The organism is Myxococcales bacterium (genome assembly GCA_016717005.1).
GTDB lineage: Bacteria > Myxococcota_A > Polyangia > Haliangiales > Haliangiaceae > UBA2376.
Window position 1 is genome coordinate 80,613 of record JADJUF010000012.1, and the last position, 23,850, is coordinate 104,462.

9 protein-coding genes are annotated in these 23,850 nt (G+C 76.6%); 2 read left to right on the forward strand and 7 right to left on the reverse strand.

Annotation, left to right across the window (positions count from 1 at the left end; all coding sequences use genetic code 11):
- Positions 1-61: 61 nt before the first annotated feature.
- Genes IPL61_13570 through IPL61_13580 form a run of 3 tightly spaced genes read right to left on the reverse strand, consistent with a single transcriptional unit; the run spans position 62 to position 11,443 of the window.
- Entirely contained in the window at positions 62-352 is a 291-nt protein-coding gene (locus IPL61_13570; GenBank protein ID MBK9032320.1) for an acyl carrier protein, read from the reverse strand.
- On the reverse strand, positions 349-4,629 hold the full coding sequence (locus IPL61_13575; GenBank protein MBK9032321.1) for a polyketide synthase dehydratase domain-containing protein: 4,281 nt from the start codon (positions 4,627-4,629) through the stop codon (positions 349-351). Before IPL61_13575 ends, IPL61_13570 begins: the two co-directional genes overlap by 4 nt.
- Complete coding sequence (locus tag IPL61_13580) at positions 4,622-11,443, reverse strand: SDR family NAD(P)-dependent oxidoreductase (GenBank protein MBK9032322.1); 6,822 nt, start codon at positions 11,441-11,443, stop codon at positions 4,622-4,624. Before IPL61_13580 ends, IPL61_13575 begins: the two co-directional genes overlap by 8 nt.
- Positions 11,444-11,826: 383 nt before the next feature.
- Between IPL61_13580 and IPL61_13585 the strand changes: the two genes are divergently transcribed.
- Positions 11,827-12,711 (forward strand): class I SAM-dependent methyltransferase, encoded by an 885-nt coding sequence (locus IPL61_13585; GenBank protein MBK9032323.1) that lies wholly within the window; start codon positions 11,827-11,829, stop codon positions 12,709-12,711.
- A gap of 68 nt (positions 12,712-12,779) precedes the next feature.
- Entirely contained in the window at positions 12,780-16,424 is a 3,645-nt protein-coding gene (locus tag IPL61_13590) for a protein kinase (GenBank protein MBK9032324.1), read from the forward strand.
- Between the two features lie 72 nt (positions 16,425-16,496).
- Here IPL61_13590 and IPL61_13595 read toward each other — a convergent pair whose 3' ends face one another.
- From IPL61_13595 to IPL61_13610, 4 genes are all read right to left on the reverse strand, one after another.
- Positions 16,497-16,799, reverse strand: coding sequence for a hypothetical protein (locus IPL61_13595; GenBank protein MBK9032325.1), 303 nt, complete (start codon positions 16,797-16,799; stop codon positions 16,497-16,499).
- A gap of 40 nt (positions 16,800-16,839) precedes the next feature.
- Entirely contained in the window at positions 16,840-17,052 is a 213-nt protein-coding gene (locus IPL61_13600; protein ID MBK9032326.1) for a hypothetical protein, read from the reverse strand.
- 10 nt (positions 17,053-17,062) lie between these two features.
- On the reverse strand, positions 17,063-19,165 hold the full coding sequence (locus IPL61_13605) for a hypothetical protein (protein MBK9032327.1): 2,103 nt from the start codon (positions 19,163-19,165) through the stop codon (positions 17,063-17,065).
- Positions 19,166-19,367: 202 nt separating this feature from the next.
- Positions 19,368-23,768, reverse strand: a complete 4,401-nt coding sequence (locus IPL61_13610) for a DEAD/DEAH box helicase (protein ID MBK9032328.1) — start codon at positions 23,766-23,768, stop codon at positions 19,368-19,370.
- Positions 23,769-23,850 lie beyond the last annotated feature (82 nt).

The following is a 23,850-nucleotide window of genomic DNA, read 5'->3' on the forward strand; positions in this document are numbered from 1 at the left end:
CGGGCCCGCGCCCAGGTCGGTCGTGGCAGCCGCACGGTGCCGGTGTCGACGAAGCGCATGGTCAGGCCGGGGCGCGGGCGATGAACTCGACCAGCTCGCCGACCGTGAGCGCGATGATCTGATCGAGCTCCTTGGTCGAGATCCAGCCGACGAAGTCGATGCGGGCGCCATAGTGCTCCTGCAGCTTCTCGGCGAGCGCGACGAACTCGATGCTCTCGAGCTCGAGGTCGCCGTTGAACGACGTCGCCAGCGTGATCGGGCCGGCGAGCGTGATCTCGTCGCCGGCGATCTCGATGATCAGGCGCTCGACGGTGGCGAGGATGGTGGCGGCGGTGGTGGGGTCGAGCGTCATGCGGGCTCCAGCCAGGTCCAGGCGACGACGTGGGCGCCGTGGGTGCGCGTGTCGACGGCGACGCCGTCGATGGTCAGGCGGTCGCCGGCGACCGCGGTGCAGGTGAGGTGGCGGGGATCGGTGAGGCCGGTGCCGCGGGCCTTGGCGACGGCCTCCTTGCCGGCCCAGACCCGAGCCAGCCAGGCGTCGCGATCGCCGGCGCCGCCCAGCGCCAGCTCGGCCGGCGACACCGCGACCGCCTCGAACGACGCCGGCCGCGCCTCGATCCGCTCGAGGTCGATGCCGGGGGTGGCGCCGGCCGGGGCGATCAGCGCCACCGCCAGCTCGTCCTTGTGCGCGAGCGACACCGCCAGCGCGCGGCCGTCGGGCACGGTCACGAACGGCCGCCCGTCGGCGTGGTTGCCGACCGCGATCTCGATCGGGTACAGCGGGCCGGCGCCGGCGGCCCAGAGGTGGCGGCGGACCGCGTCCTTGACCGCGATCCGGCCGAGCAGCCACGCGCGCCGGCCGCGGGCGCCGACCGCGTCGTGCTGGGCGCGCTCGCCGACGCCGAGGTAGCGGCGCATCACCAGCTCGCGTGACGCGACCGTGCGCCAGTGCTCGGTCACGAGCGCGTAGCCGTCGGCGGTGACCTCGGCCAGCGCGTTGTGCTCGGGGTACTGCAGCACCTTCCACAAGGGCTCGTCGCTGTCGAAGCGACGATCCTCCCAGGCGTCGATCTGGCACCAGACCCGACCGGCGACGGTGAGCTCGTGATCGGCGATGGCGGCGACCGCGGTGAGCGCGCGGAACCGGACCGCGCACGCGACCCGGGTGCCGGGCGTCGGCTCGGGGCCGTACAGCGCCACCCGCGCGATCCGGATCGGCATCGCCAGGCGATCGATCCGCTCGTGGTCCATGACCCACCAGCCCATCAGCTGGCCGGCGCAGTCGAGCAGCGCGCCGGGCGCGGGCAGCGCGGTGATCTCGCCGTCGACGCCGTCGTCGCCCATCGGCCCCATCGCGGTGACGCCGGCGTAGCCGGGGCCGTGGAACATCCAGCGATCGGCGTAGAGCTGCGCGGCGTCGACCGGCGTCGGGCGCGGCGCGGTCAGCGGCCGGGTGCGCGCGGCCGGCGCCGGTGGGTAGGCGGCGGCGAGGCGCGCGGTGGCGCGGGCGTAGCCGACCAGCTCGACCTCGACCGCGTCGTCGGCGGTGCGGCGGCTGGTGAGCTCGACCTCGACCGGCGGCGCCACCGCCAGCCACCGCAGCGCGGCGACGTCCTCGAGCGCGATCACGACGCGGTCGGGCGCGAGCGCCTGGGCGGCGTCGCGCATCATGCCCAGCATCATCGTCATCGGCGCGACCGGGAACCGATCGGCGACCTCGGGCCAGCCCGGCGGCTGGCGGTAGAAGCAGTGATCGACCAGGGCCGGATCGGCGGCGACCGACAGCGTGCGCCGGAGCGTGCGCGCGCGCGCCGGCGGCGTCGGCAGGATCGTCGGCGGCTGGCGCCAGGCGTGCGCGACCGCGGCGCTGGCCTCGGCCGCCTCGCGCAGGAGCGCGGCCAGCTCGGCGGCGATCGGTGAGGTCACGTCGGCCAGGGCCGCGGCCAGATCGCCGATGGGCGCGGCGGAGGTCGTGGCCGGCCGCGCCAGCGGCGGCAGCGCGCCGTCGAGGCGGACCAGCGCCGCGCCGAGATCGAGGCGGGGCAGCGGGCGCGGCGGTGGCGACGACGCGCGCGCGGCCGGCGCGCCGTCCCAGCCCTCGACCCACAGCGCGGCGCGCACCCGCGCGAGCTGCCGGGCCTGGGCCGCGGCGTCGCCCTTGTCGGCGCTGGCGGCGACCGCGAGGTGATCGACGCCGCGCAGCGTGTCGCCGATGAAGTTGGTCAGGCTGCCGACGCCCAGCTGCACGAACCCGCGCACGCCGGCGCCGGCCAGCGCGGTCACCAGCTCGCGGAACCGCACCGGCTTGACCAGGTGGTCGATCGCCAGCGCGCGGATCGCGTCGGGCTCCTCGGGGTAGGGCGCGCACGAGGTCGCCGACCACATCGGCGTGCGCGGCCGCGCCAGCGCCAGCGTCGCCAGGTGCGCGCGGTGCGGGCCGAGGTAGTCGGCCAGGAGCGGCGAGTGGAAGCCCGAGCGGAACGGCAGCTCCTGGCACAGCACGCCGCGCTCGGCCAGGCGCGCCAGCGCGGTGCGGACGCGATCGTGGCGACCGCACAGGATGCTCTGGTGCGGACAGTTGTCGTGCGAGACCGCGATGTCGTCGAGCCCGGCGATCGCGGCCTCGGCGCCGACGGCGCCGCAGCCGACCGCGGCGAAGACCACGTCGGGCACCTCGAGGCTGCCGGGGCGCAGGCCGCCGACGAACGCCGCCGCGGCGGCCGGCGGCACCAGCTCGCTGACCACCATGCCGGTCCACTCGCCGAGGCTGTGGCCGGCGTAGACGTCGGGCGTGTGGCCGGCAGCGCGCAGCGCAAGGTCGAGCAGCCGGCCGAGCGCGAACACCGCCAGGCCCTGGTGCTCGAGATCGCGCGCGGCGTCGATCGGCGACGCCAGCGCCGGCGGCACCGCCACGCCCAGCTCGGCCGCGACCGCGCTGACGTCGGGGGTGGTCACGATCTCGATGCCGGGGAACACGAACGCCAGCCGGCCGCCGGCGGCGCCGAGGCCGCGCGGCGTGAACCACAGATCGTTGCGGCCGCGCCACGGCTGGCCGCGCGCGAGCACCTTCTTGGCCAGCGCGCGGCGCTCGGGGCTGGGATCGACCAGCGCCAGGCGCATCGGGCCGCCGGGCGCGGGGCCGCCGTCGAGCGCCGCGGCCAGCTCGGCGATCGAGCCCGCCGCGAGCGTGAGCAGCGCCGGCGTCGACGGCGCGGCGCGGGCGCGGACCCGGCGCGGCGTGGGCGCGACGCCGCCCGCGGCCTCGAGCACGACGTGGGCGTTGATCCCGCCGAAGCCGAACGCGCTGACGCCGGCGCGGCGCGGGCGCTCGCCCCACGGCTCGGCCGCGGTGAGCATCCGGAAGCGCGTCGCGGCCAGCTCGGCGCGCGGCTCGTCGCAGTGCAGCGACGGCGGCATCAGGTCGTGGTGCAGCGCCAGCGCGGCCTTGATCAGCCCGGCGACGCCGGCCGCGGGCATCGCGTGGCCGATCATCGACTTGACCGAGCCCAGGCCCGGCGCCGGGCGGTGATCCGGGCCGCCGAAGAACTGCGCGAGCGCGGCCAGCTCGACCGCGTCGCCGGTCGGCGTGGCGGTGCCGTGGGCCTCGATCATCCCGACCGTGGCCGGATCGCACGCGGCGTCGCGCCAGGCCTGGGCCATCGCCGCGACCTGACCGCCCAGGCGCGGCCGCATCGGGCTCGACTCGCGGCCGTCGCTGGCGACGCCGGTGCCGCGGATGATCGCGTAGATGCGATCGCCGTCGCGCTCGGCGTCGGCGCGGCGCTTGAGCACGACCACGCCGGCGCCCTCGCCGATCAGGATGCCGTCGGCCCGGCGATCGAACGGACGGATCTGCTGCGCGCGCGACAGCGCGCCGAGCTGCGTGAACACGCTCCAGAACGTCACGTCGTGACAGACGTGGACGCCGCCCGCGAGCACGACGTCGCAGCGGCCGCGGGCCAGCTCGCCGCAGGCCTGATCGACCGCGACCAGCGACGACGCGCACGCGGCGTCGACGGTGTAGGCCGGGCCGTGCAGATCGAGGCGGTTGGCGATGCGCGACGCCGCCAGGTTGGGCACCAGGCCGATCGCGGCCTCGGCGCCGAGCTCGCCGGCCCGGGCCGAGAAGGTCGTGCGGACGCGATCGAGCGTGGCGGCGTCGAGGTCCGGCATCAGCTCGGCCAGCGTGGTCGCGAGCTGCTGCGCGGTGCGGACCCGCTGCGACAGCCGGGCCATCCCGGGCGTCAGGTAGCCGCCGCGCCCGAGGATGACGCCGGTGCGCGCGCGCGGCAGCCGCTCGGTCAGGCCGGCGTCGGCGAGCGCGCGCGCGGCCACGTGCAGCGCCAGCAGCTGATCGGGCTCGGCGCCCTGCACCGTCACCGGCATGATCCCGAAGGCGATCGGGTCGAACCCGGCCTGGTCGTCGACGAAGCCGCCCCGGCGGCAGTAGAACCGGTCGACCGCCGTGGCCGCGGGATCGAAGTAGACCGGATCCCAGCGGGCCGCGGGCACGTCGCCGATCGCGTCGTGACCGCGCGCCAGGTTGTGCCAGTACGCGTCGGCGTCGGCGGCGCCCGGGAACACCGCGGCCAGGCCGACGATCGCGACGTCGAGCCCGTGGTCAGGCATGGTCGACGGGGCGCGGGGCCAGCGCGCGCGGATCGCCGCCGACGATCACCACCTCGGTGTCGCGCGCGTCGCTGCCGAGCTCGGCCAGGAGGTGCTCGACGCCGGCGGCCGGATCGATCAGCCCGAGGCCGCGGCGCGCGTACTCGCGCTCGAGCTCGGGCGAGACCATGCCGGTGCCAGCCCAGGGGCCCCAGTCGATCGCGACCACGCGCCCGCTGATGCGCGGCGCCATCGCCGCGGCCAGCGCGGCCAGCGCCTGGTTGGCGGTGGCGTAGTCGACCTGGCCGCGGTTGCCGAGCGCGCCCGAGATGCTGGCGAAGAACACGACGAACCGGGTGTCGGGCCGCAGCCGCTCGGCCAGGGTCAGCGCGCCCGCGACCTTGGTCCCGTAGACCCGCGCGAACGAGGCCGCGGTCTTGTGGCGGATCAGCTTGTCCTCGAGGACGCCGGCGCCGTGGATGACGCCGTCGAGGCGATCGTGGCGGGCGTAGATCCCGTCGATGACCTCGGCGAAGCCGGGCGCGCGCACGTCGCACGCGTGGTAGCGGACCGTGGCGCCGGCGGCGGTGATCGCCGCGAGCGTCGCGCGGATCTCGCGATCGGCCAGCACCCGGGCGACCTTGGCCTCGATCGCGGCCGGCTCCTTGGCCACGCCCGCCGCCAGGATCGCGCGGCGCAGCGCCGGCGCGTCGGCGGCGGCGATCAGGGTGACCTCCTCGGGGCCGGGCAGCGGCGAGCGGCCGACCAGCTCGATCTGGCAGCGCCAGCGGCGCGCGAGCTCGACCGCGACCCGGGCGGTGATGCCGCGGGCGCCGCCGGTGATCAGCACGACCGCGTCGGGGCCGAGCGTGAGGCCGCCGGCGCTGGTGGACGGCGCCGGCACCAGCGTGCGGGTGGCGCGCTCGCCGCCGGCGTGGCCGACCTCGAGCAGATCGTCGTCGCAGCTCAGCTCGGCGTGGATCAGCTCGGCCAGGCGCTCGGGCGCCTCGCGCGGATCGAGATCGAGCCGGCGCGCGCGCACCGACGGCCACTCGGCCGCGACGGTCTTGATCAGCCCGCCGGCGCCGTCGCCGCGCAGGCCGGCGTCGACCGGATCCTCGCCGAAGCGGCCGCCGAGGCCGGTCGCGACCAGCAGGCTCGACGCGCCGCCGACGACCGCGTCCCGGACGTGATCGAACATCGCGGTCATGGCGGCGGTGGCGCCGTCGCCGTCGTGGACGGTCGTGGCCAGGCCGCTGAGATCGATCAGGCCGTCGACGTCGGGCCGCGCGCCGCGATCGCCGGGCGCGACCACGGTGACGTCGGCGCCGTCGGCGGCCAGGCGCGAGGCCAGGTTGACCGCGACCCCGAGGCCGTCGTCGACGACGGTGACGTTCCGGCCGGCGACCGTCGGGACCCGCCCGGCGCCGAGCGGCGCGGCCACGCGCGAGAACACGTAGCGGCCGAGCTCGAGGGGCGCGGCCGCGGGTTCAGCGAGCGCGGCGGTCGCGAGCTCGGCGACGGCGGCGCCCGGGCTCGGCGCGCCGAGGCGGTCCGACAGCCAGTCGACCAGCGCGCGCAAGGTCTTGCGCGTGGCCAGCTCCTCGACCATCGCGTCGTCGCCGCCGCCGGCGACCTGCAGCCCGAGGCGCGCGGCCAGCTCGCCGATGATCTCGATGCGCTTGATCGAGTCGATGCTGAGATCGGCCTCGAGGTCGAGGTCGGGCCCGAGCGTCTCGGGCGGGTAGCCGGTGCGCTCGCTGACGATCTCGAGCACCAGCGCCATCGGGTCGAGCGCGGTCGGCTCGGGCGCCACGTCGATCACCACCGGCGGCGGCGCCGCGGCCGGGTGCGCGGGCAGCGTCGGGCGGCCGGCGCGCAGCCGCGGCGGCGCGTGGTCGGCGAGCGGCTCGGCCATCGGCGCCGGCGCCTGGCCCAGGTAGGCCAGGACCACGTCGCGCTGGGCGCTGATCGCGGTGCGGACGTTGTGCAGGTACTCGAGCACGATCACGTCGCGGTCGCTGGCCACGGTGCTGGACTCCACGGTCGTGGGGGGCGGCGCGGCGCCGGTGGGCGACGGGCCGAGCGGGCGCGGGGCCGCGGCGCGGGGCGACGCGGCGGGCGCGACGACCGAGGCCAGCGCCAGCGCGACCGGGCGCGCGGGGGCCGGCGCGGGCGCGTCGACGGAGCGCGCGGTGTGCCCGTCGATCAGCCAGCCCGCGCTCGGGCGCTTGCTGGCCTTGGCCGGCGCCAGGTCGATCAGCCGCGCGTCGCGATCGCCGAACAGCGCGGCGGCGTCGACGGTGACGCCGTGGACCGCGAGCGTCGCGACCGCGCGCAGGAGCGCGCGCAGGCTCGAGCCGCTGCCGGTGTCGCACGCGATCGCGACGTGGGGGCGGTCGCCGAGGATCTCGCCCACCAGCCGGGTCAGCACCTGGCCGGGGCCGGTCTCGACGAACACCCGCGCGCCGGCGGCGTACATCGCCTCGATCTGCGGCGCGAACAGCACCGGCCGCGCGACCTGCTCGGCCAGGAGCGCGCGCACGCCGTCGGGCTCGGCCGGGTACGGCGCGGCGGTGACGTTGGACCACACCGGCAGCCGTGGCGCGCGCACGTCGAGCACCGCCAGCCGCGCGGCCAGCGCGTGCTGGGCGTCGGCGACCAGCGGGCTGTGGAACGCCGCGGCGACCGGGAACCGGCGGGTCGTCAGGCCGGCCGCGGTCAGGCGCGGCACCGCGAGGTCGATCGCCGCGGCCGCGCCGGCGAGCACGCACTGGCGCGGGCTGTTGTGGTTGGCGATCACCACGCCGGCGCACTCCGCGATCAGCGGCGCGACCACGTCGGCGCCGGCCGTCACCGCGAGCATCGTGCCGGGATCGCCGCCGGCCGCGGCCAGGATGGCCTCGCCGCGGAACGCGGAGAGCGGCAGCAGATCGTCGACGGTGAGCGCGCCCGCGACCGCGAGCGCGGCCAGCTCGCCGTAGCTGTGGCCCGCGGCCATCGCCGGGACCACGCCGAGCCCGCCGAGCAGCTCGACCATCGCGAGATCGGCCATGCCCAGGGTCGGCTGCGCCACCCGCGTGTCGGTGATCGCCGCGGCCTGGGCCGCGCGCTCGCCGTCGGAGAACGCCGCCGCGGGCAAGAGCGTCGGCGCCCACCGCGCGCCGTGGGCCAGGAGCCGGCGCAGGCGCGGGAACGCCAGGAACAGCTCGGCCAGCATGCCGGGCCGCTGGCTGCCCTGACCCGGGCACAGGAACGCGACCGGGCCGCCGACGTCGGACGCGACGAAGACGCCGCGGCGATCGCCCGGGCCGGCCTCGGCGGTGTCGAGCTTGGTGCGCAGGTCGGCGAGATCGTCGGCGACGATCGCGAACTGCACCGGGCCGGCGCCGGTGGCGCAGACCGAGCGGGCCAGATCGCGCAGGCGCGGCGGCGGCGCCGCGGCCAGGCGCGCGCGCACCTTGGCGATCGTCGCGCCCGCGGCCGCGCGGTCGGCGCCGCGGAACAGCAGCAGCTCGGCCGGCCACGCCTCGAGCCCGGTCCGGGCGTGGTCGTGGGCCTCGAGCACCGCGTGGAAGTTGGTGCCGCCGAAGCCGAACGCGCTGACCGCCGCGACCCGCCGCGCCGCGGTCCACGGCCGGGCCGCGTCGAGGAACCGGAACGGGCTGGTGGCCGCGTCCCAGGCCGGGTTGGGGCGCTGGATGTGCAACGTCGGCGGCAGCACGCCGTGGTAGAGCGCCAGCGCCGCCTTGATCATCCCGGCCATGCCGGCCGCGCACTTGGTGTGGCCGATCTGCGACTTCACCGAGCCGAGCACGCAGGCGCCCGCGGTCGCGCCGGCGCGGCCGAACACGTCGGTGAGCGTGGCCAGCTCGGTGCGATCGCCGACGACGGTGCCGGTGCCGTGGGCCTCGACCAGCCCGACCTCGGCCGGCGACACGCCGGCCTGGCGGTAGGCGCGCTCGACCGCGCGGATCTGGCCCTCCTTGCGCGGCGCGGTCAGGCCCAGGCTCTTGCCGTCGCTGGCGCCGGCCACGCCCTTGACCACGGCGTAGATGCGATCGCCGTCGCGCTCGGCGTCGGCGAGGCGCTTGAGCACGATCGCCGCCACGCCCTCGCCCAGGACGATGCCGTCGGCGTCGGCGTCGAAGGTGTGGCACCGGCCCGAGGTCGACAGCGCGTGGACGCTGGCGAACAAGAGGTAGTCGTTGATGCTGTTGTGCAGATCGGCGCCGCCGCACACGACGACGTCGCTGCCGCCGGTGACCAGCTCCTTGACCGCGAGGTCGACCGCGGCCAGCGACGACGCGCACGCCGCGTCGACGGTGTAGTTGGCGCCGCCGAGATCGAGGCGGTTGGCGATGCGCCCGGCGATGACGTTGGCGAGCACGCCCGGGAACGAGTCCTCGGTCAGCGTCGGCAGCGCACGGTCGAGCGCGGCCGGCAGCTCGCCGACGTAGTGCGGGAACATCGCGCGGAAGCCGTACGCGCTCGACAGATCGGTGCCGGCCTCGGCGCCGAAGATCACCGCGGTGCGCTCGCGATCGAGCGCGCGGCCGGTGGTCGAGACCGCGCTGGCGTAGCCGGCGTCGTCGAGCGCGCGCCGCGCGACCTCGAGGCTGAGCAGCTGCACCGGCTCGATGGCCTCGAGCGAGCGCGGCGGGATGCCGTAGGCCAGCGGATCGAACGGGACCGGATCGAGGAACCCGCCCCACTTGCACGGCGTCTTCTTGCCGGCGCCGGTGCCGGTCGCCGACGGATCGAAGTACTGCTCGACGCTCCAGCGCTCGGGCGGGACCTCGCGCACCGCGTCCTTGCCGCCGACGATGTTGGCCCAGAAGGCGTCGGTGTCGCCGGCGCCGGGGAAGATCGCCGCGACGCCGACGATCGCGACGTCGACCGGCGTGGCGTGGCCGCGCGGGCGCACCGGCCGGGGCCGCGCGTCGTCGAGCGCGGCCGCGTGCGCGGCCACCAGCGCCTGGCCGCCGGCGCTGACCTCGTCGTGCAGCTCGGCGATCGAGCAGGTCGACGACCGCAGCGCGGCGACCTGGCCGATCATGTACATGCCGTCGGCGGCCTGGCTGGCGGCGTCGACGGCGACGATCGCGTCGCCCTCGCGGCGCAGGCCCTTGGCGGCGATGCGCAGCCGGCCGAGGTTGAGCTGCTCGAGCGCGGCCCACCGCTCCTGCGGCGTCGCGCCGGTCGCCGCCAGCCGCGCCTTCTCGGCGGCGAACGCGGCGGTGAACGCGGTGTCGGCGCAGCGCGTGGCGTGGCCGGGCGCGGTCTCGAGCAGGCTGGTGCGATCGCACGCGACCGCCGCCGCCTGGAACCCGGGCTGGATCGCGCCCGACGCGACCGCCTCGTGGGTGAACAGGTACGCGGTGCCCATCAGCACGCCGACCTTGGCGCCGCGCGCGGCCAGCGGCGCCGCCATCGCGGCGACCATCGCGCACGAGCGCGCGTCGTGGATGCCCCCGGCGAACAGCACCGACACGTCGGCCACGGCCGGGTGCGCGAGCAGGCGCTCGAGCTGGATCTCCCACAGCGCGAAGCTCGAGCGCGGGCCGACGTGGCCCCCGCACTCGCGGCCCTCGAACACGAACCGGCGCGCGCCGTCCTTGAGGAATAGATCGAGCAGCCCGGGTGACGGCACGTGCAGGTAGGTCGCGATGCCGTCGGCCTCGAGCGGCGCCGCCTGCGACGGACGCCCGCCGGCGATCAGCGCCACCGGCGGCTTGATCTCGCGCAGCACCGCGAGCTGCTCCTCGCGCAGCTCGGCCGGGACGAACCCGAGGATGCCGACGCCCCACGGCCGATCGCCGAGGCGGGCCGCGGTCTCGGCCACGAGCGCGCGGACCTCGGCGCCGGGCATCAAGGACAGGGCCAGGAACGGCAGGCCGCCGGCGGCGGCGACCGCCTCGGCGAACGCGGCCCGATCGCTGACCCGCGACATCGGCCCCTGGGCGATCGGATAGCGCAGGCCGTGGCCGGCCGCGAGCGGCGCGCCCGGCGCGAGCGGCGCCAGCTCGGCCGCGAGCTGCACGTGCGTGGTCATCGCCGCGCGCACGCCGCGCACCGCCGCGGCGACGCCGCCGAACTGGCGCGCGAAGCTGGCGGCGCTGGCGCCGTCCTGGCCCACCGGCACCAGCTGCTCGGTCAGCGAGTCGGCGCCGAGGCGCGCGCGCACGTCGTCGGCGGTGACGTCGTCGGGCAGCGCCGCCACCGGCAGATCCGGGCGCGTGAACACGCGGTGGCCGGCGACGACGGTGGTCTCGCTGCCGTCCATCGCCGCGATCGCCGCGCGCACGTCGGCGGGCAGCGTCGCCTCGCGGCACAGCGCGAGCTGGCTGTCGAGCACGACCCCGGCGGCGCCGCCGGCGCGACAGGCGGCGGCGGTGTGGACGCCCAGGCCGCCCTGGGCCCAGACCGGCACCGCCAGCGCCCCGACCAGCTCCTGCACCAGGACGAAGGTCGTGGTCTCGCCGACGCGGCCGCCGGCCTCGCTGCCCTTGGCGATGATCCCGTCGGCGCCCGCGGCGACGGCGGCCTGGGCCTCGGCCAGGGAGGTCGCCTGGACCAGCACCCGGCGCGGCGCCAGGCCAGCGACCGCGGCGGCGCTGGTGACGATGACCGTGTCGACCGCGGCCGGCAGGTCGGCGACGCCGAGCGGACAGCCGTCCGGAAACCGGACCGCGAACCGCTCGACCTGGTGGCCGAGCGCCGCCAGCGCCGCGCGCGCGCGGTCCGGATCGCGGCCGAGATCGAGCGCGCCGACCGCGCCCGCGCCGATGGCCGCGGCGACCACGCCCGGATCGGGGCGCTCGAGCGGCGACAGGACGATGATCGACGGGGGGACGTGCTGGCGGTCGCGGACCATGGACTAACTCCGGACGGGCGCACGCTAACGCATGCGACCGGTCAACGTCGACGACTTCCCGACGACAATCCCACGACTCGACCACCTGACGCGGACAGTTCGCGCTCCAGGCCTGGCGTGTCAGGCGTTGATCCCCACCGGCGATTGCGCTTGTGTCCGAGGCTGACGCCGGGGCCGAGCTCGCGACCGGCCGGTCGGACCGGCCGGCGCCACCGGTTGACCGGCGCCGCCCGGCGCTGTGCTTTCTCCGCCTTACCCGTCTCGCCGCCCGCGGACAGATCGCGCAGGCGCGCGGCGCAACCCGGCACCCGGGCGAGCGCCAGGGGTATGGTGCGCGGGCGATGCCGCCGGACGCGACGCCCGACCCCGCACGTCCTGCGCCGCCGGCGCCCAGGGCGCTGGCGCGCGCCGGCGACCTGTCGGTCACCGCGCTCTACACCGCCCACGCCTGGCGCTGGGGCAAGCTCGACGGCGCCGAGCTGTTCTCCAGCCGCAAGAGCCGCGACGTCTTCAACGCCACCAACCTCGCGCTCGGCGTGGCGCGCCTGTTTCGACGCGAGCTGCCGTCGTTGCGCCACGGCCTGGTGCAGCGCCACGTGATGATCGATCGGCTGGTCGCCGCGGCAAGCTGCGCGCAGGTGCTCGAGCTGGCCGCCGGGCTGTCGCGCCGCGGCGCCGCGCTCTCGGCCGACCCCGCGATCCGGTACGTCGAGGTCGATCTCCCGGCGGTGATCGCGCACAAGCGCAAGCTGCTCGGGCGCAGCAAGCGCGGGCGCGCGGTCGCGGCGCGGCCCAACCTGGTGCTGCACGCGCACGACGTCACGACGCTGGCGTTCGACGACGTGCTGGCGCCGGGGCCCGTGTGCGTGGTCGTCGAGGGGCTGCTGATGTACCTCGATCAGGCCGCGCAGCAGGCGCTGTGGCGCGGGCTCGCGACCGTGTGCGCGGCGCGCCCGGGCAGCGCGGTCGTGTTCGATCTGGTGCCGTTCGTCGAGCAGCCGCGCCCGGGCCGGGTCGGCCGCGGCCTCGAGCAGCTGTTCAAGCGCGCGACCCGGGGCCAGACCATGGCGTTCGACGGCCGCACCCGCGCCGATCTCACCGACGAGCTGCGCGCCGCCGGGTTCGCCACCGTCGAGCTGTTCGAGCCGGGCACCGCGCCGTCGACGTGGGCGGTCCCGCACCTCGGTCGACGGACCCAGCAGCTGGTCTGGAGGGTCGCGGTTTGATCCCGTAGATGTAGCCTGAGTTACAAAATATTCACCCTGAGAGGGTGAGGGTCCGGTAGGCTGGAGACGTGGGGGCCGAAGCCAGGTCTGATCGCGCCAGCGACGAGCGCTTCGTCGTCCGAGGCAAGCTCGGCGCCGGCGGCATGGGCGTGGTCTACCGGGTGTGGGATCAGGTGGCGCAGCGCGAGGTCGCGCTCAAGACGTTGAAGGCGACCAGCGCCCGGGACCTGTACCGCTTCAAGCGCGAGTTCCGCGCGCTGTGCGACCTGGCCCACCCCGGCCTGTGCACGTTGCACGAGCTGCACACCACCGGCGACGAGTGGTTCTTCACGATGGAGCTGGTGCGCGGCGTGTCGTTCATCGACTGGGTGCGGCCCAGCGATGGCAGCGATCAGCCGTTCCTCGACGGCGACGGCGCCGACGGTGACGGCGACACCCGGCCCCACGGTCCGCGCGCGCGCGCCCAGGTGATCGCGGCGCCGCTGCACCAGGCGCGGCTCGAGCGCGCGCTCGGCCAGCTGAGCGACGCGCTGTACGCGCTCCACGCCGCCGGCAAGCTGCACCGCGATCTCAAGCCGTCCAACGTGCTGGTCGAGCCGAGCGGCCGCCTGGTCGTGCTCGATTTCGGGCTGGTGTCCGAGCTCGAGCTGGCCGGCGTCGATCACACCCACGAGCGCGCGGCGGTCGGGACGCCGGTCTACATGTCGCCGGAGCAGGCCGCCGATCTGCCGCTCGATCCGGCCAGCGACTGGTACTCGCTGGGCGTGATGCTGTACGAGGCGCTGTGCGGGCGGCGGCCGTTCGACGGTCGACCCGACGAGGTCATGCGCCGCAAGCAGCACGAGGCGCCGCCGCCGGTGCTCGACGAGGCGCCCACCGCGCCGCCGGCGCTGGCGGCGCTGTGCATGGCGCTCCTGGCGCCGGATCCGCGGGCGCGGCCCGACGGCGCGGCGGTGCTGGCGGCGCTGGGCCGCGAGCCGTCGCTGGCGACCGCGACCGTCCAGCGCACCAGCGGCGCCGGGCCCTTCGTCGGCCGGGAGGCCCAGCTGGCGGCGCTGCACCAGGCGCTCGTCGACGCGCGCGCGCGCGGCGTCGCGGTGTTCGTGCGCGCGACCTCGGGCATGGGCAAGTCGGCGCTGATCAACCGGTTCCTCCAGGACGCCAGCGCCGAGGCGCTGATCCTCGCCGGGCGCTGCCACGAGCGCGAGCGCGTGCCCTACAAGACGCTCGACACGCTGATCGACGCGCTGACCGGCGCGCTCCTCAAGCTGAGCGCGACCGAGCTGGCCGGCGTGTTGCCGCGCGACGTCGCCGCGCTGGCGCGGCTGTTCCCGGTGCTGCGGCGGGTGCCGCGCATCGCCGAGCCCGAGCTGCGGCGGTTCGAGGTGATGGACCCGCAGGAGACGCGGCGGCGCGCGTTCGGCGCGCTCCGCTACCTGCTCGGGCGCCTCGCGGCGCTGCGGCCGGTGATCGTCTGCGTCGACGATCTGCAGTGGGGCGACGCCGACAGCGCCGGCTTCCTCGGCGATCTGATCGCGCGCAGCGATCGACCGCCGGTGCTGGTGCTGCTGGTCCATCGCAGCGAGGACACCGACGGGCCGATGGTGGCCACGGTCGCCGGCCGCGCGCGGACCGCGCCGGAGCCGCCCGACGTGCGGATCGTCGAGGTGCCGCCGCTGGCGATCGACGACGCCCGCGCGCTGGTCCAGCTGGTGACGAGCTTCGACGGGGACGTCGGGCCGTGGGCCGAGGCCCTGGTGCGTGACGCCGGCGGCAACACGATGTTCCTGGTCGAGCTGGCCCGGTCAGCGGGCTCGGCCGGTGGCGCGACCACCCTCGACGATCTCCTGCGCGGGCGCATCGGCCAGCTGGCGGCGCCGGCCCGGGCGCTCTTGACCGCGAGCGCGGTCGCGGGGCGGCCGCTGCCGCTGGCCATCGCGGCGCGGGCGGCCGCGGTGACGGATCCGGCCGGCACGGTGGCGCTGCTCCGGGCCGAGCGCCTGTGTCGGGTCAACGGGGCGCGGGTCGAGCCGTTCCACGACCGCATCCGCGCGGCGATCACCGACGAGCTCGCCAGCGGCGAGCTGGCCGCGGTCCACCGCGCGCTGGCCGACGCCTACCTCGCCGACGCGCCCGAGGAGCCCGAGCCGCTGGTCGATCACCTGCTGGGCGCCGGCGACACCGCCGAGGTCGCGGCGCCGGCCGTGCGCGCGGCGGCCGCCGCTGAGCACGCCCTGGCGTTCCGGCGCGCCGCCGATCTGTACGCGATCGCGCTCGAGTTCGGCGACCTCGACCCCGACGCGCGCAAGGCGACGCTGACCGCGCGCGCCGGCGTGCTGGTCAACGGTGGGCAGCTGACCGAGGCCGCGATCATGTTCCAGGCGGCCTCGGAGCTGGCCACCGGCGACGCGCGCTTCGAGCTGCGGCGGCTACGGCTCGAGCAGCTCCTGCGCGCGGCCGAGCTGCGCGAGGGCATGGCGCTGGCCCACGAGCTCCTGGCCGAGCTCGGGCGGACGTTACCGACCGGCCGGCGCGGCGTGGCGTGGGCGGTGCTGCGCCAGCGCGTGGCCCTGCGCGTGCGCGGCAAGCGCTTCAAGGAGCGCGGCGTCGACGAGGTGCCGGCGTCGGCGCTGCGCGAGGTCGACGCGATGTGGTCGATCGCCAGCGGGCTGGCGTTCGCCAACCCGGCGCTGGGCAAGGTCGTGCAGCTCTGGCACCTGCGCGCGGCGCTGGCGCTGGGTGAGCGCGGGCGCGTGGCCCAGGCGCTGGCGATCGAGATCGGCTACCTGGGCGTCCCCGGCAGCGCGACCGCGCGCGCGGCGGCCACCGCGGCGGCGCACGCCCAGCGCGTCGCCGACGCGATCGGCGAGCCGCTGTACGTGGGGCTGGTCGCCGCGTGCAAGGGCTTCGCGGCGTTCCTCAACGGGCAGTGGCGCCAGGCCCGCACCGAGCTCGAGCTGGGGCTGCGGCTGATGAGCGATCACAGCGTGCACACCCGCTGGGAGATGGATCTCACCGAGCTGTTCCTGCTGGCCGCGCTGTACTACCTCGGCGAGACCCGCGCGTTCGTGCGCCTGACGCCGCTGTACCTGCGCGACGCCGAGGATCGCGGCGACGTCTACTCGCAGCACGGGGTGCGGTCGTGGCGCTCGAACCTGGCGTGGCTGGTCCAGGACAAGCCCGGCGACGCGCGCGCCCATGTCCTGGGCGTGGCCCAGGCCCGCGCCGACGTCGCCGACTTCAACCTCCACGACTACTACCTGCTGCTCGCCAACGCCCAGATCGATCTGTACGTCGGCGATCCCGAGGCGCGCTCGAGCGCACGCAGCGCGCCTGGGCCGATCTCGATCGCGCGTTCTTGTTCCGGATCCAGACCGTCCGGATCGAGGCCCAGTACCTGCTCGCGCGCGCGGCGATCGGCGCGGCGCCGCTGGGGCGCGGGCCCGAGCGGCTGGCGCTCGCGCGGGGCGCGGCGGAGGCGCTGGCCAAGGAGCCGGTCGCGTGGGCCCAGGCGCTGGCGACGCTGGTCCAGGCCGGCATCGCCCACGCGAGCGGGGCCGTCGCCGACGCGCGCGACGGCTACGCCCAGGCCGCGCGCGCGCTCGCGGCGTGCGACATGGCCGGCTTCGCGCGGGTCGCGGCGCGCGCCCACGGCGAGCTGGTCGGAGGCGCCGCCGGCGCGGCCCGCTGCGCCGAGGCCGACGCCGGGTTGACCGCCGAGGCGGTCGTCGACGTCGCGCGCTGGAGCCGGTTGATCGCGCCGCGGCCCTGACGCGCCGGCCCGCCTACCCGATCGCTTCGTAGGTGATCACGTCGATCTTCTTCAAGGTCGGCGTGCCGGTCGGCGCCGGGTGCACGCGGACCTTGCCGGTCGACGACAGCGCCGCGAGCGCCTGCGCGACCTGACCGCGGCCGAGGAACGTGTCCTTGCCGAGCGTCTGGGCCACCTGCCTGACCGTCTGCCGGCCGCGCTCGCGCAGCGCGCGCTCGACATCGCCGGCGACGCCAGTGCCTCGCCGGGCGTTGCGCCGGTGCATCAGCATGATCGTGAGTCCGACCACGAGCCCGATGATCGCGCCTGGGATCATGCTCGATCGATACCACGCGCGCGGCGATCGGCGCGCGAAGTCAGCGCGCCAGCATGACGGCGCGGTCGCGCGCGGCGGTGAGCCGGCGCCGGGCGTCGGCGTCGAGCGGCAGCGCCAGCAGGCGCTGGTAGGTCGCGATCGCCTCCCGGTAGCGGGTCATGTCGACCAGGACCTCCGCGGCGCCCGGCGACCGCGCGGCGAGCTGGCGTCGCGCCGCCGGGGGCGGTGTACGCGCCGCGGCCGCGTCGGGCACGCGCCGCCTGCTACGGCGTCGGCGCCGCCGGCACCTCGGGCGCGTCGACCCGGCCGCTCGGCGGCGCCGCGGGTTGCAGCGCGGCCCGCGCCACGCGCTCGGCCTCGGTCGCGCGCACCCGGGCGTCGATCTCGGCGACCAGCCCGCGCTTGCGGCGGTAGTCGACCTGCGGCGTCACCAGCCGGGTCGACAGCGCCGAGCGCGCCCGCAGGAACTCCTCGCGCTCGCGCATGCGCCGCTCGAACACCGCGCGCCCGGCCGCCGAGTCGTCGATCAGGTGCGGCGTGATCACGATCAGCAGGTTGGACTTGGTGCGGACGTCGCGGCTCGACCGGAACAGCGCGCCCAGCACCGGCAGGTCGCCCAAGAGCGGCACCTTCTCGACCGAGTGCTCGACCCGCTCGTCGATGAGGCCGCCCAGCACCAGGTTGTCCTGGTCGCCGACGACGACCGTGGTCTCGAGCTTGCGCTCCTTCCAGGTCGGGCCCAGGCCCTCGAAGTCCGAGTCGCCGAGCTGGTTGTGCTCGAGCGCGACGTCGAGCCGGATGCGCGCGTCGCCGGGGCTGGCGCCGGGCTCGGCCGGCGCGACGTGGGGCGTGATCTTCAGGGTCAGCGCCACCTGCTGGCGATCGATCGACGCGCCGGTCGCCGCCCCGGTCGCGGTCGTGGCCGCGCGCGACAGGTACGGGATGTTGGCGCCGACCGAGATCAGCGCCGGCTTGTTGTCGAGCATCATCAGGTGCGGCGACGCCAGCACCTCGATCTCGCTCGCGCCCGCGACCGCCTGCAGCAGCACGCCGAACGACGGCACGCTCTCGCCCAGGAGCGTGCTCGTGAGCGAGGTGCCCAGCACGCCGGCCAGCAGGCCGCTGCCGGCGCTGGCGAGGCTGTCGGCGGCCGCCACCGACGACAGCGTCCCGGTCTGGAACCCACCGATCGCGACGCCGCCGTCGCCGGTGTCGTCGCCGCCGTGCCAGGACACCCCGAGCTGGCGGTTGGCCGACTCGGACACCTCGAGCACCATCGCCTCGACGTAGATCTGCCGGCGCGGCGCGTCGAGCTCGTCGAGCATGACCCGCACCGCCTGGGTGTCGCCGGCCGACGCCTGGATCAAGACCGCGTTGGTGCCGTCGTCGGCCGCGAGCTTGACCTGGCCCAGCGCCTTGCCGTCGCCGCCGCCGCTGGTCAGCGGCCCCAGCGCCGCCACGACCTCGATCGCGCGGGCGTTGCGCAGGCGCACCGCGGTCATCGTGGTCTCGCCGCCCGGGTCGCGATCGAGCACGCCGACCAGCGCCGCGACCCGCTGGTAGTCGGCGGCGGCGCCGACGACGAACACCGCGCCGGCCCGACGATCCGCCACCAGGCGCGCGGCCCGGGCGGACGACGGGGCGGTGGTGTCCGGAGCCAGCAGCGGCTCGAGCACCGCGACCAGCGCGTCGGGATCGCGGTGGGTCACCGGCACCGCCCACACCCCGGCGCCGTCGCCGGGGCGATCGAGCTCGTCGACCAGCGTGCGCATGCGCGCGACGTGGCGGCCGTCGTCGGTCACCAGCAGCGCGCGCAGGTTCGGCAGCGGCGTCACGACGCCATACTTCGACTTGACCAGGTCGAGCGCGCTGCGCAGGTCGTCGACGCCGACATGGGCCGGGCGCAGGAGCAGCCGCACCGCGCCGCTGCCGCCGTCGGGGAACTGGCGCCGGATCGCCAGCGCCGCGTCCTTGGCGCTCGCGGCCTCGACGATCTCGTAGACCGGGCCCTTGGCGACCGCGGCCAGGCCCATGGCCTCGAGCCCGGCCTCGAACACCGCCCAGGCCGCGGCCGCGTCGAGCTTGCCGGGCGTGACCATCGTCAGCTTGGCCGAGCGCGACGCGATGCCAGCGCTGTAGATGAAGCGCTTGCACGAGAAGCCCATGGCCCAGGTCACCAGATCGCGCACGCCGACCTCGTCAGGGAAGCCGATCTCGAAGCTGGCCTTGGGCCGGGCGCACGCGAACCGCGGATCGTCGACGTCGGCGACCTCCTGCGTGCGGTCGGCGCGGGCGCGCGGCGCGGCGAGCCCGAGCGGACCGAGGACGACGGTGGCAGAGATCACGAGCAGGGGCGTGCGGCGCATGCGGACGACGTTCAGCAACCCGCGTGCCCAGCGCCAACCGCGCGGACCGTGGTCGCCGCGGCGCCGATCGCTGCCACGCTGGCACGCGGACCCGACAGCGCGAGCCGCGCTGGCGCTCGATCCGTGCCGCGTCCGATCAGCGCCACAGGTCGCGCGCCCGATCGAGCACCAGCGTCGCGCCGCGCGCGGCCGCCGCGGGCGATCAGCGCCACACGTCGCGCGCGCGATCGAGCACCAGCGTCGCGTCGCGCGCGGCCAGGCCGGCCGCGATCAGGTGCCGGGCCAGCGGGTGCGCGGGCGCGGCCACGCCGGCGATCGTGTGGATCGTCGCCGGCTCGCCGGCGGTCCGGGCCTCGCGCACCAGCCGCACGATCTCGACCGCGGTCAGCTCGGCGGCGAGCGCGGCGTCGTCGCCGAGCCACGCGCACAGGTGATCGAGATCCGGCGGCAGCCACGCGGTGGCGGCGCCGTCGACGGTGATCACCGTGGCGCCGGCGATCCGGCGCGGGCGCACGTCGCCGGCGCCGCTGGGCCACGGCAGCACCGTGCCGAACGGGCTGGCGCAGTCGCCCGCGGCCAGCGCGACCACCGCCGGCGGCACCCGCGGCCGCGCGTGGCTGCGCAAGAGCTCGACCGCGCCCGAGGTCGCGAACTGCAGCGCGGCGATGTCGGCGACGAAGTGGCCGCGCACCAGCTGGCCGGCGTCCTCGAGCGCGCGCAGCACCGGGTACGCGGCGGCGAACCCGCCCTCGGCGGTCGCGCTGTCCTTGGTGACCACGCCGTAGCGCGCCAGCCACTGGTGCAGGAGCGCGTGGCCGCGATCGGTCGCGCTGGTGGTCGGCGTCGGCACCGCCGCCCAGCGGCCCTCGGCGGCGGCCGGCAGCGTGCGGCGCGAGCGGAACCCGGCCGCGGCGATCCGCGCCCGCCGACCGTGCCGCGTCGGCGCCGCCTCGTCGGCGCCCAGCTCGCGCAGCGGCCGGAAGCTGTCGTTGGCGACCAGCCCGCTCCAGGTGAGCGCCCACAGCGCCCGCACCAGGTCGCCGGGGAAGATCGGGATCGCGGCCTTGATCTCGGTGAAGAACAGCGCGCCGCGCGCGCGCAAGAGCGCCAGCACCCGCTGGCCCAGCTCGCCGGTCCCGGCCTCGGCGGCGGCGAAGGCCTCGGGATCGGCGAAGCGCTCGGCGTGCTCGGCCAGCGCCAGCACGATCCGGCCGTCCTTGGCGCCGGCCGGCGCCACGCCGCGCCACACGACCTCGCCGGCCGCCGCCAGCGTGTCGAGGTCGGCCGGCGCGTAGCGCGCGACCCGCGCCGGCAGGAGCTCGTCCTCGAGCTGCGACGCCAGCACCGGCAGGCCCTGGAGCTTCTCGATCGCGTCGAGCAGCGGGTCGAGGCCGGCGCGCCGGTGGACCACGCCGTGCCACGCGTGCAGGAACCGCACGTACGCGGCCGCCGACACGGGGGCGATCTGCCGGCGCACCTTGGCCAGCGACCGCGCCCGCGCGCTGCGCAGCACGTCGGCGTGGATCCACTCGGCGTCGGCGCCGTCGGGGCGGAACTCGCCGGCCACCAGCTCGCCGGTGGCGACCAGCGCGGCGAGCGCGGCGGCCAGCGCGCCGGCGTCGAGGCCGTAGCGCGCGCGCAGCTCGGCGGCGGTGAACGGGCCGTGGGTCCGCGCGTAGCGCACGAGCAGATCGCGGCGCGGATCGGCGGTCGGCGCCAGGAACGCCGCGGGCACGCCGGCCGGCAGCGCCGCGCCGATCGCGTCGCGGTAGCGGCCGGCGTACTCGGCTGGCACGAGCAGCGCCCGGGCGCCGACCGCCAGCGCCAGCGCGCGCCCGGCGGCGACGAGCCCGTCGACGATCGCCGCGTCGGCCGCGGTCAGCGCCGTGGCGTCGACGTCGCCCAGGTAGAGCAAGCGATCGTGCCAGCCGTCGGCGGTGGTCGGCGGGTGGTCGGCCCGGGCCAGCGTGGCCTCGAGCTCGGCCAGGACCTCGGCGTCGAGCAGCGCCCGCAGCGAGCCGTCGCCGATGAGCTCGCGCAGCCGCGCCGGATCGATCGCCAGCGCCGCGGCCCGGCGCTCGAGCGGCGGCGCGTCGCCCTCGTACATGAAGCTGGCGACGTAGCCGAACAGCACCGCGCTCGCGCTCGGCGACGGCGCCTCGACCAGGCGCCGCTCGACCGCGATCGTGCCGTCGGCGATCGCGGTCATGACCTCGCGCAGCGCCGCGACGTCGAACACGTCGGTCAGGCACTTGCGGTAGGCCTCGAGCAGGATCGGGAAGTCGGCGACGCGCTGGGCGCCGCGCAGCAGGTCCTGCGCCTTCTTGCGCACCTGCCACAGCGGCGTGCGCTGGCCCGGGCGTCGGCGCGGCAAGAGCAGCGCGCGGCCCGCGGCCTCGCGGAACCGGGCCGCGAACATCGACGTGCCCGCGATCAGGCCGGTCAGCGCGTCGGTCAGCGTGGCCGCGGCCGGGAACAGCCACGCGTCGCCGCCGTCGAGGCCGGCGCCGTCGGGCAGCCGCACGACGAAGCCGTCGTTGGTCCACAGCAGCTCGACCTCGAAGCCCAGCGCGTCGCGGGCCGCGCGCTGGGCCAGCATCGCCCACGGCGCCATCACCCGCGCGCCGAACGGCGCCAGCACGCACACCCGCAGCTCGCCCAGCTCGTCGCGCGACACCTCGACCACGACCGTGCGATCGGTCGGCACCGCCGAGGCCCGCGCCTGCTCGGCCAGGTCGGTCACCAGCACCTCGGCCGCCGCCGGCGTCAGGCCCAGCTCGCCGACCAGGCGATCGTGCGCGGCCGGCCCGGGCACGCCGGCCAGCTCGCGCGCCAGCGCGCCCATGCGCTGGCCCAGCTCGAAGGCGCGCATCGCGCTCTCGCCGCGCCAGAACGGCATCTTCCCGGGTTGCCCCGGCGCCGGCGACACCAGCACCCGGTCGTGGGTGATCTCGTCGATGCGCCAGGTCGACGCGCCCAGCAGGAACCGCTCGCCGACCTTGCTCTCGAACACCATCTCCTCGTCGAGCTCGCCGACCCGGCCCTTGCCGGCCGGGGCGCCGCTGACGTAGACGCCGTAGAGCCCGCGATCGGCGATCGTGCCGCCGCTGGTGATCGCGACCCGGTGGGCGCCGTCGCGGGCCCGGATCACGCCGGCCGCGCGATCGTAGGTGAGCCGCGGCCGCACCTCGGCCAGCTCCTCGATCGCGAAGCTGCCGCACAGCATGTCGATCGTCGCGTCGAACGCGGCGCGCGGCAGCTCGGCGAAGCACGCGCAGCGCGTGACCACCTGGTAGAGCGCGTCGACCGGCCACGGCTCGAGCGCGGCCATCGCGACCAGCTGCTGCGCCAGCACGTCGAGCGGGTTGCGCAGGTAGCGGCTGCGCTCGACCGCGCCCGCGCGCATCGCCGCCACCAGCGTCGCGCACGCCAGCACGTCGCCCTTGTGCTTGGACACGATCACGCTGGTGCTGGTGGCGCCGACCTGGTGGCCGGCGCGGCCGACCCGCTGCAGGCCGCTCGACACCGACGGCGGCGGCTCGACCTGCACGACCAGATCGATCGCGCCCATGTCGATGCCCAGCTCGAGCGAGCTGGTCGCGATCAGCCCGCGCAGCGCGCCGGCCTTGAGCTGGTCCTCGATCAGCCCGCGCTGCTCCTTGGCGACCGAGCAGTGGTGGGCGTGGACCAGCACCTCGCCGGCCAGCTCGTTGAGCGCGGCGGCGGCGCGCTCGGCGAGGCGCCGCGAGTTGACGAACACCAACGTGCTGGTGTGGGCCCGCACCAGCTCGAGCAGGCGCGGGAACACCCGGTCCCAGTTCGACGTGGTCGGCGCGGCGTCGGCCGGTCCGGGCTCGGCGAACGGCGCCTCGACCGACAGCGCCAGGGCCTTGGGCGCGCTGGCGTCGACGATCGTCACCGGCCGCGCGCCGGCCAGGAACCGGGCGACCTCGTCGAGCGGGCGCTGGGTCGCCGACAGGCCCACGCGCTGCAGCGGGCGCCCGGTCAGGTGCGCGAGCCGCTCGAGCGACAGCGCCAGGTGGGCGCCGCGCTCGTTGCCGACCAGCGCGTGGATCTCGTCGATGATCACCACCTCGACGCCGCGCAGCGCCTCGCGCGCCGCGCTGGTGAGCATCAGGTACAGCGACTCGGGCGTGGTGATCAGCACGTCGGCGCCGCCGCGGGCGATCGCGCGCCGCTCCTTGGCGCTGGTGTCGCCGGTGCGGACCGCGACGGTCACCGGCGCGGCCTCGACGCCGGCCGCGGCCGCCGCCGCGCCGACGCCCGCCAGCGGCGCCATCAGGTTGCGCTCGACGTCGACCGCCAGCGCCTTGATCGGCGACACGTAGACCACGCGGGTGCCGGGGCCGCGCCGGCCGCGGGCCGCGCTCACCGTCGGCGCGCGCGGCGCGAACATCAGCCGATCGAGCGCGGCCAGGAACGCCGCCAGGGTCTTGCCGCTGCCGGTCGGCGCCACCAGCAGCACGTGCTCGCCGCGCGCCAGCGCCGGCCACGCCTGCACCTGCGCCGGCGTCGGGGCCGCGAACGTCGCCGCGAACCAGGCCGCGGTCGGCGGTGCGAACGGCGCCAGCGCGTCGGCCATGGCCGCACCGTACCGCGGGCCGCCGAGATCGGTCAGGGCGCGCGTGCACGCCGGTGGTTGGCCGCGACCACGCCGACGCGCG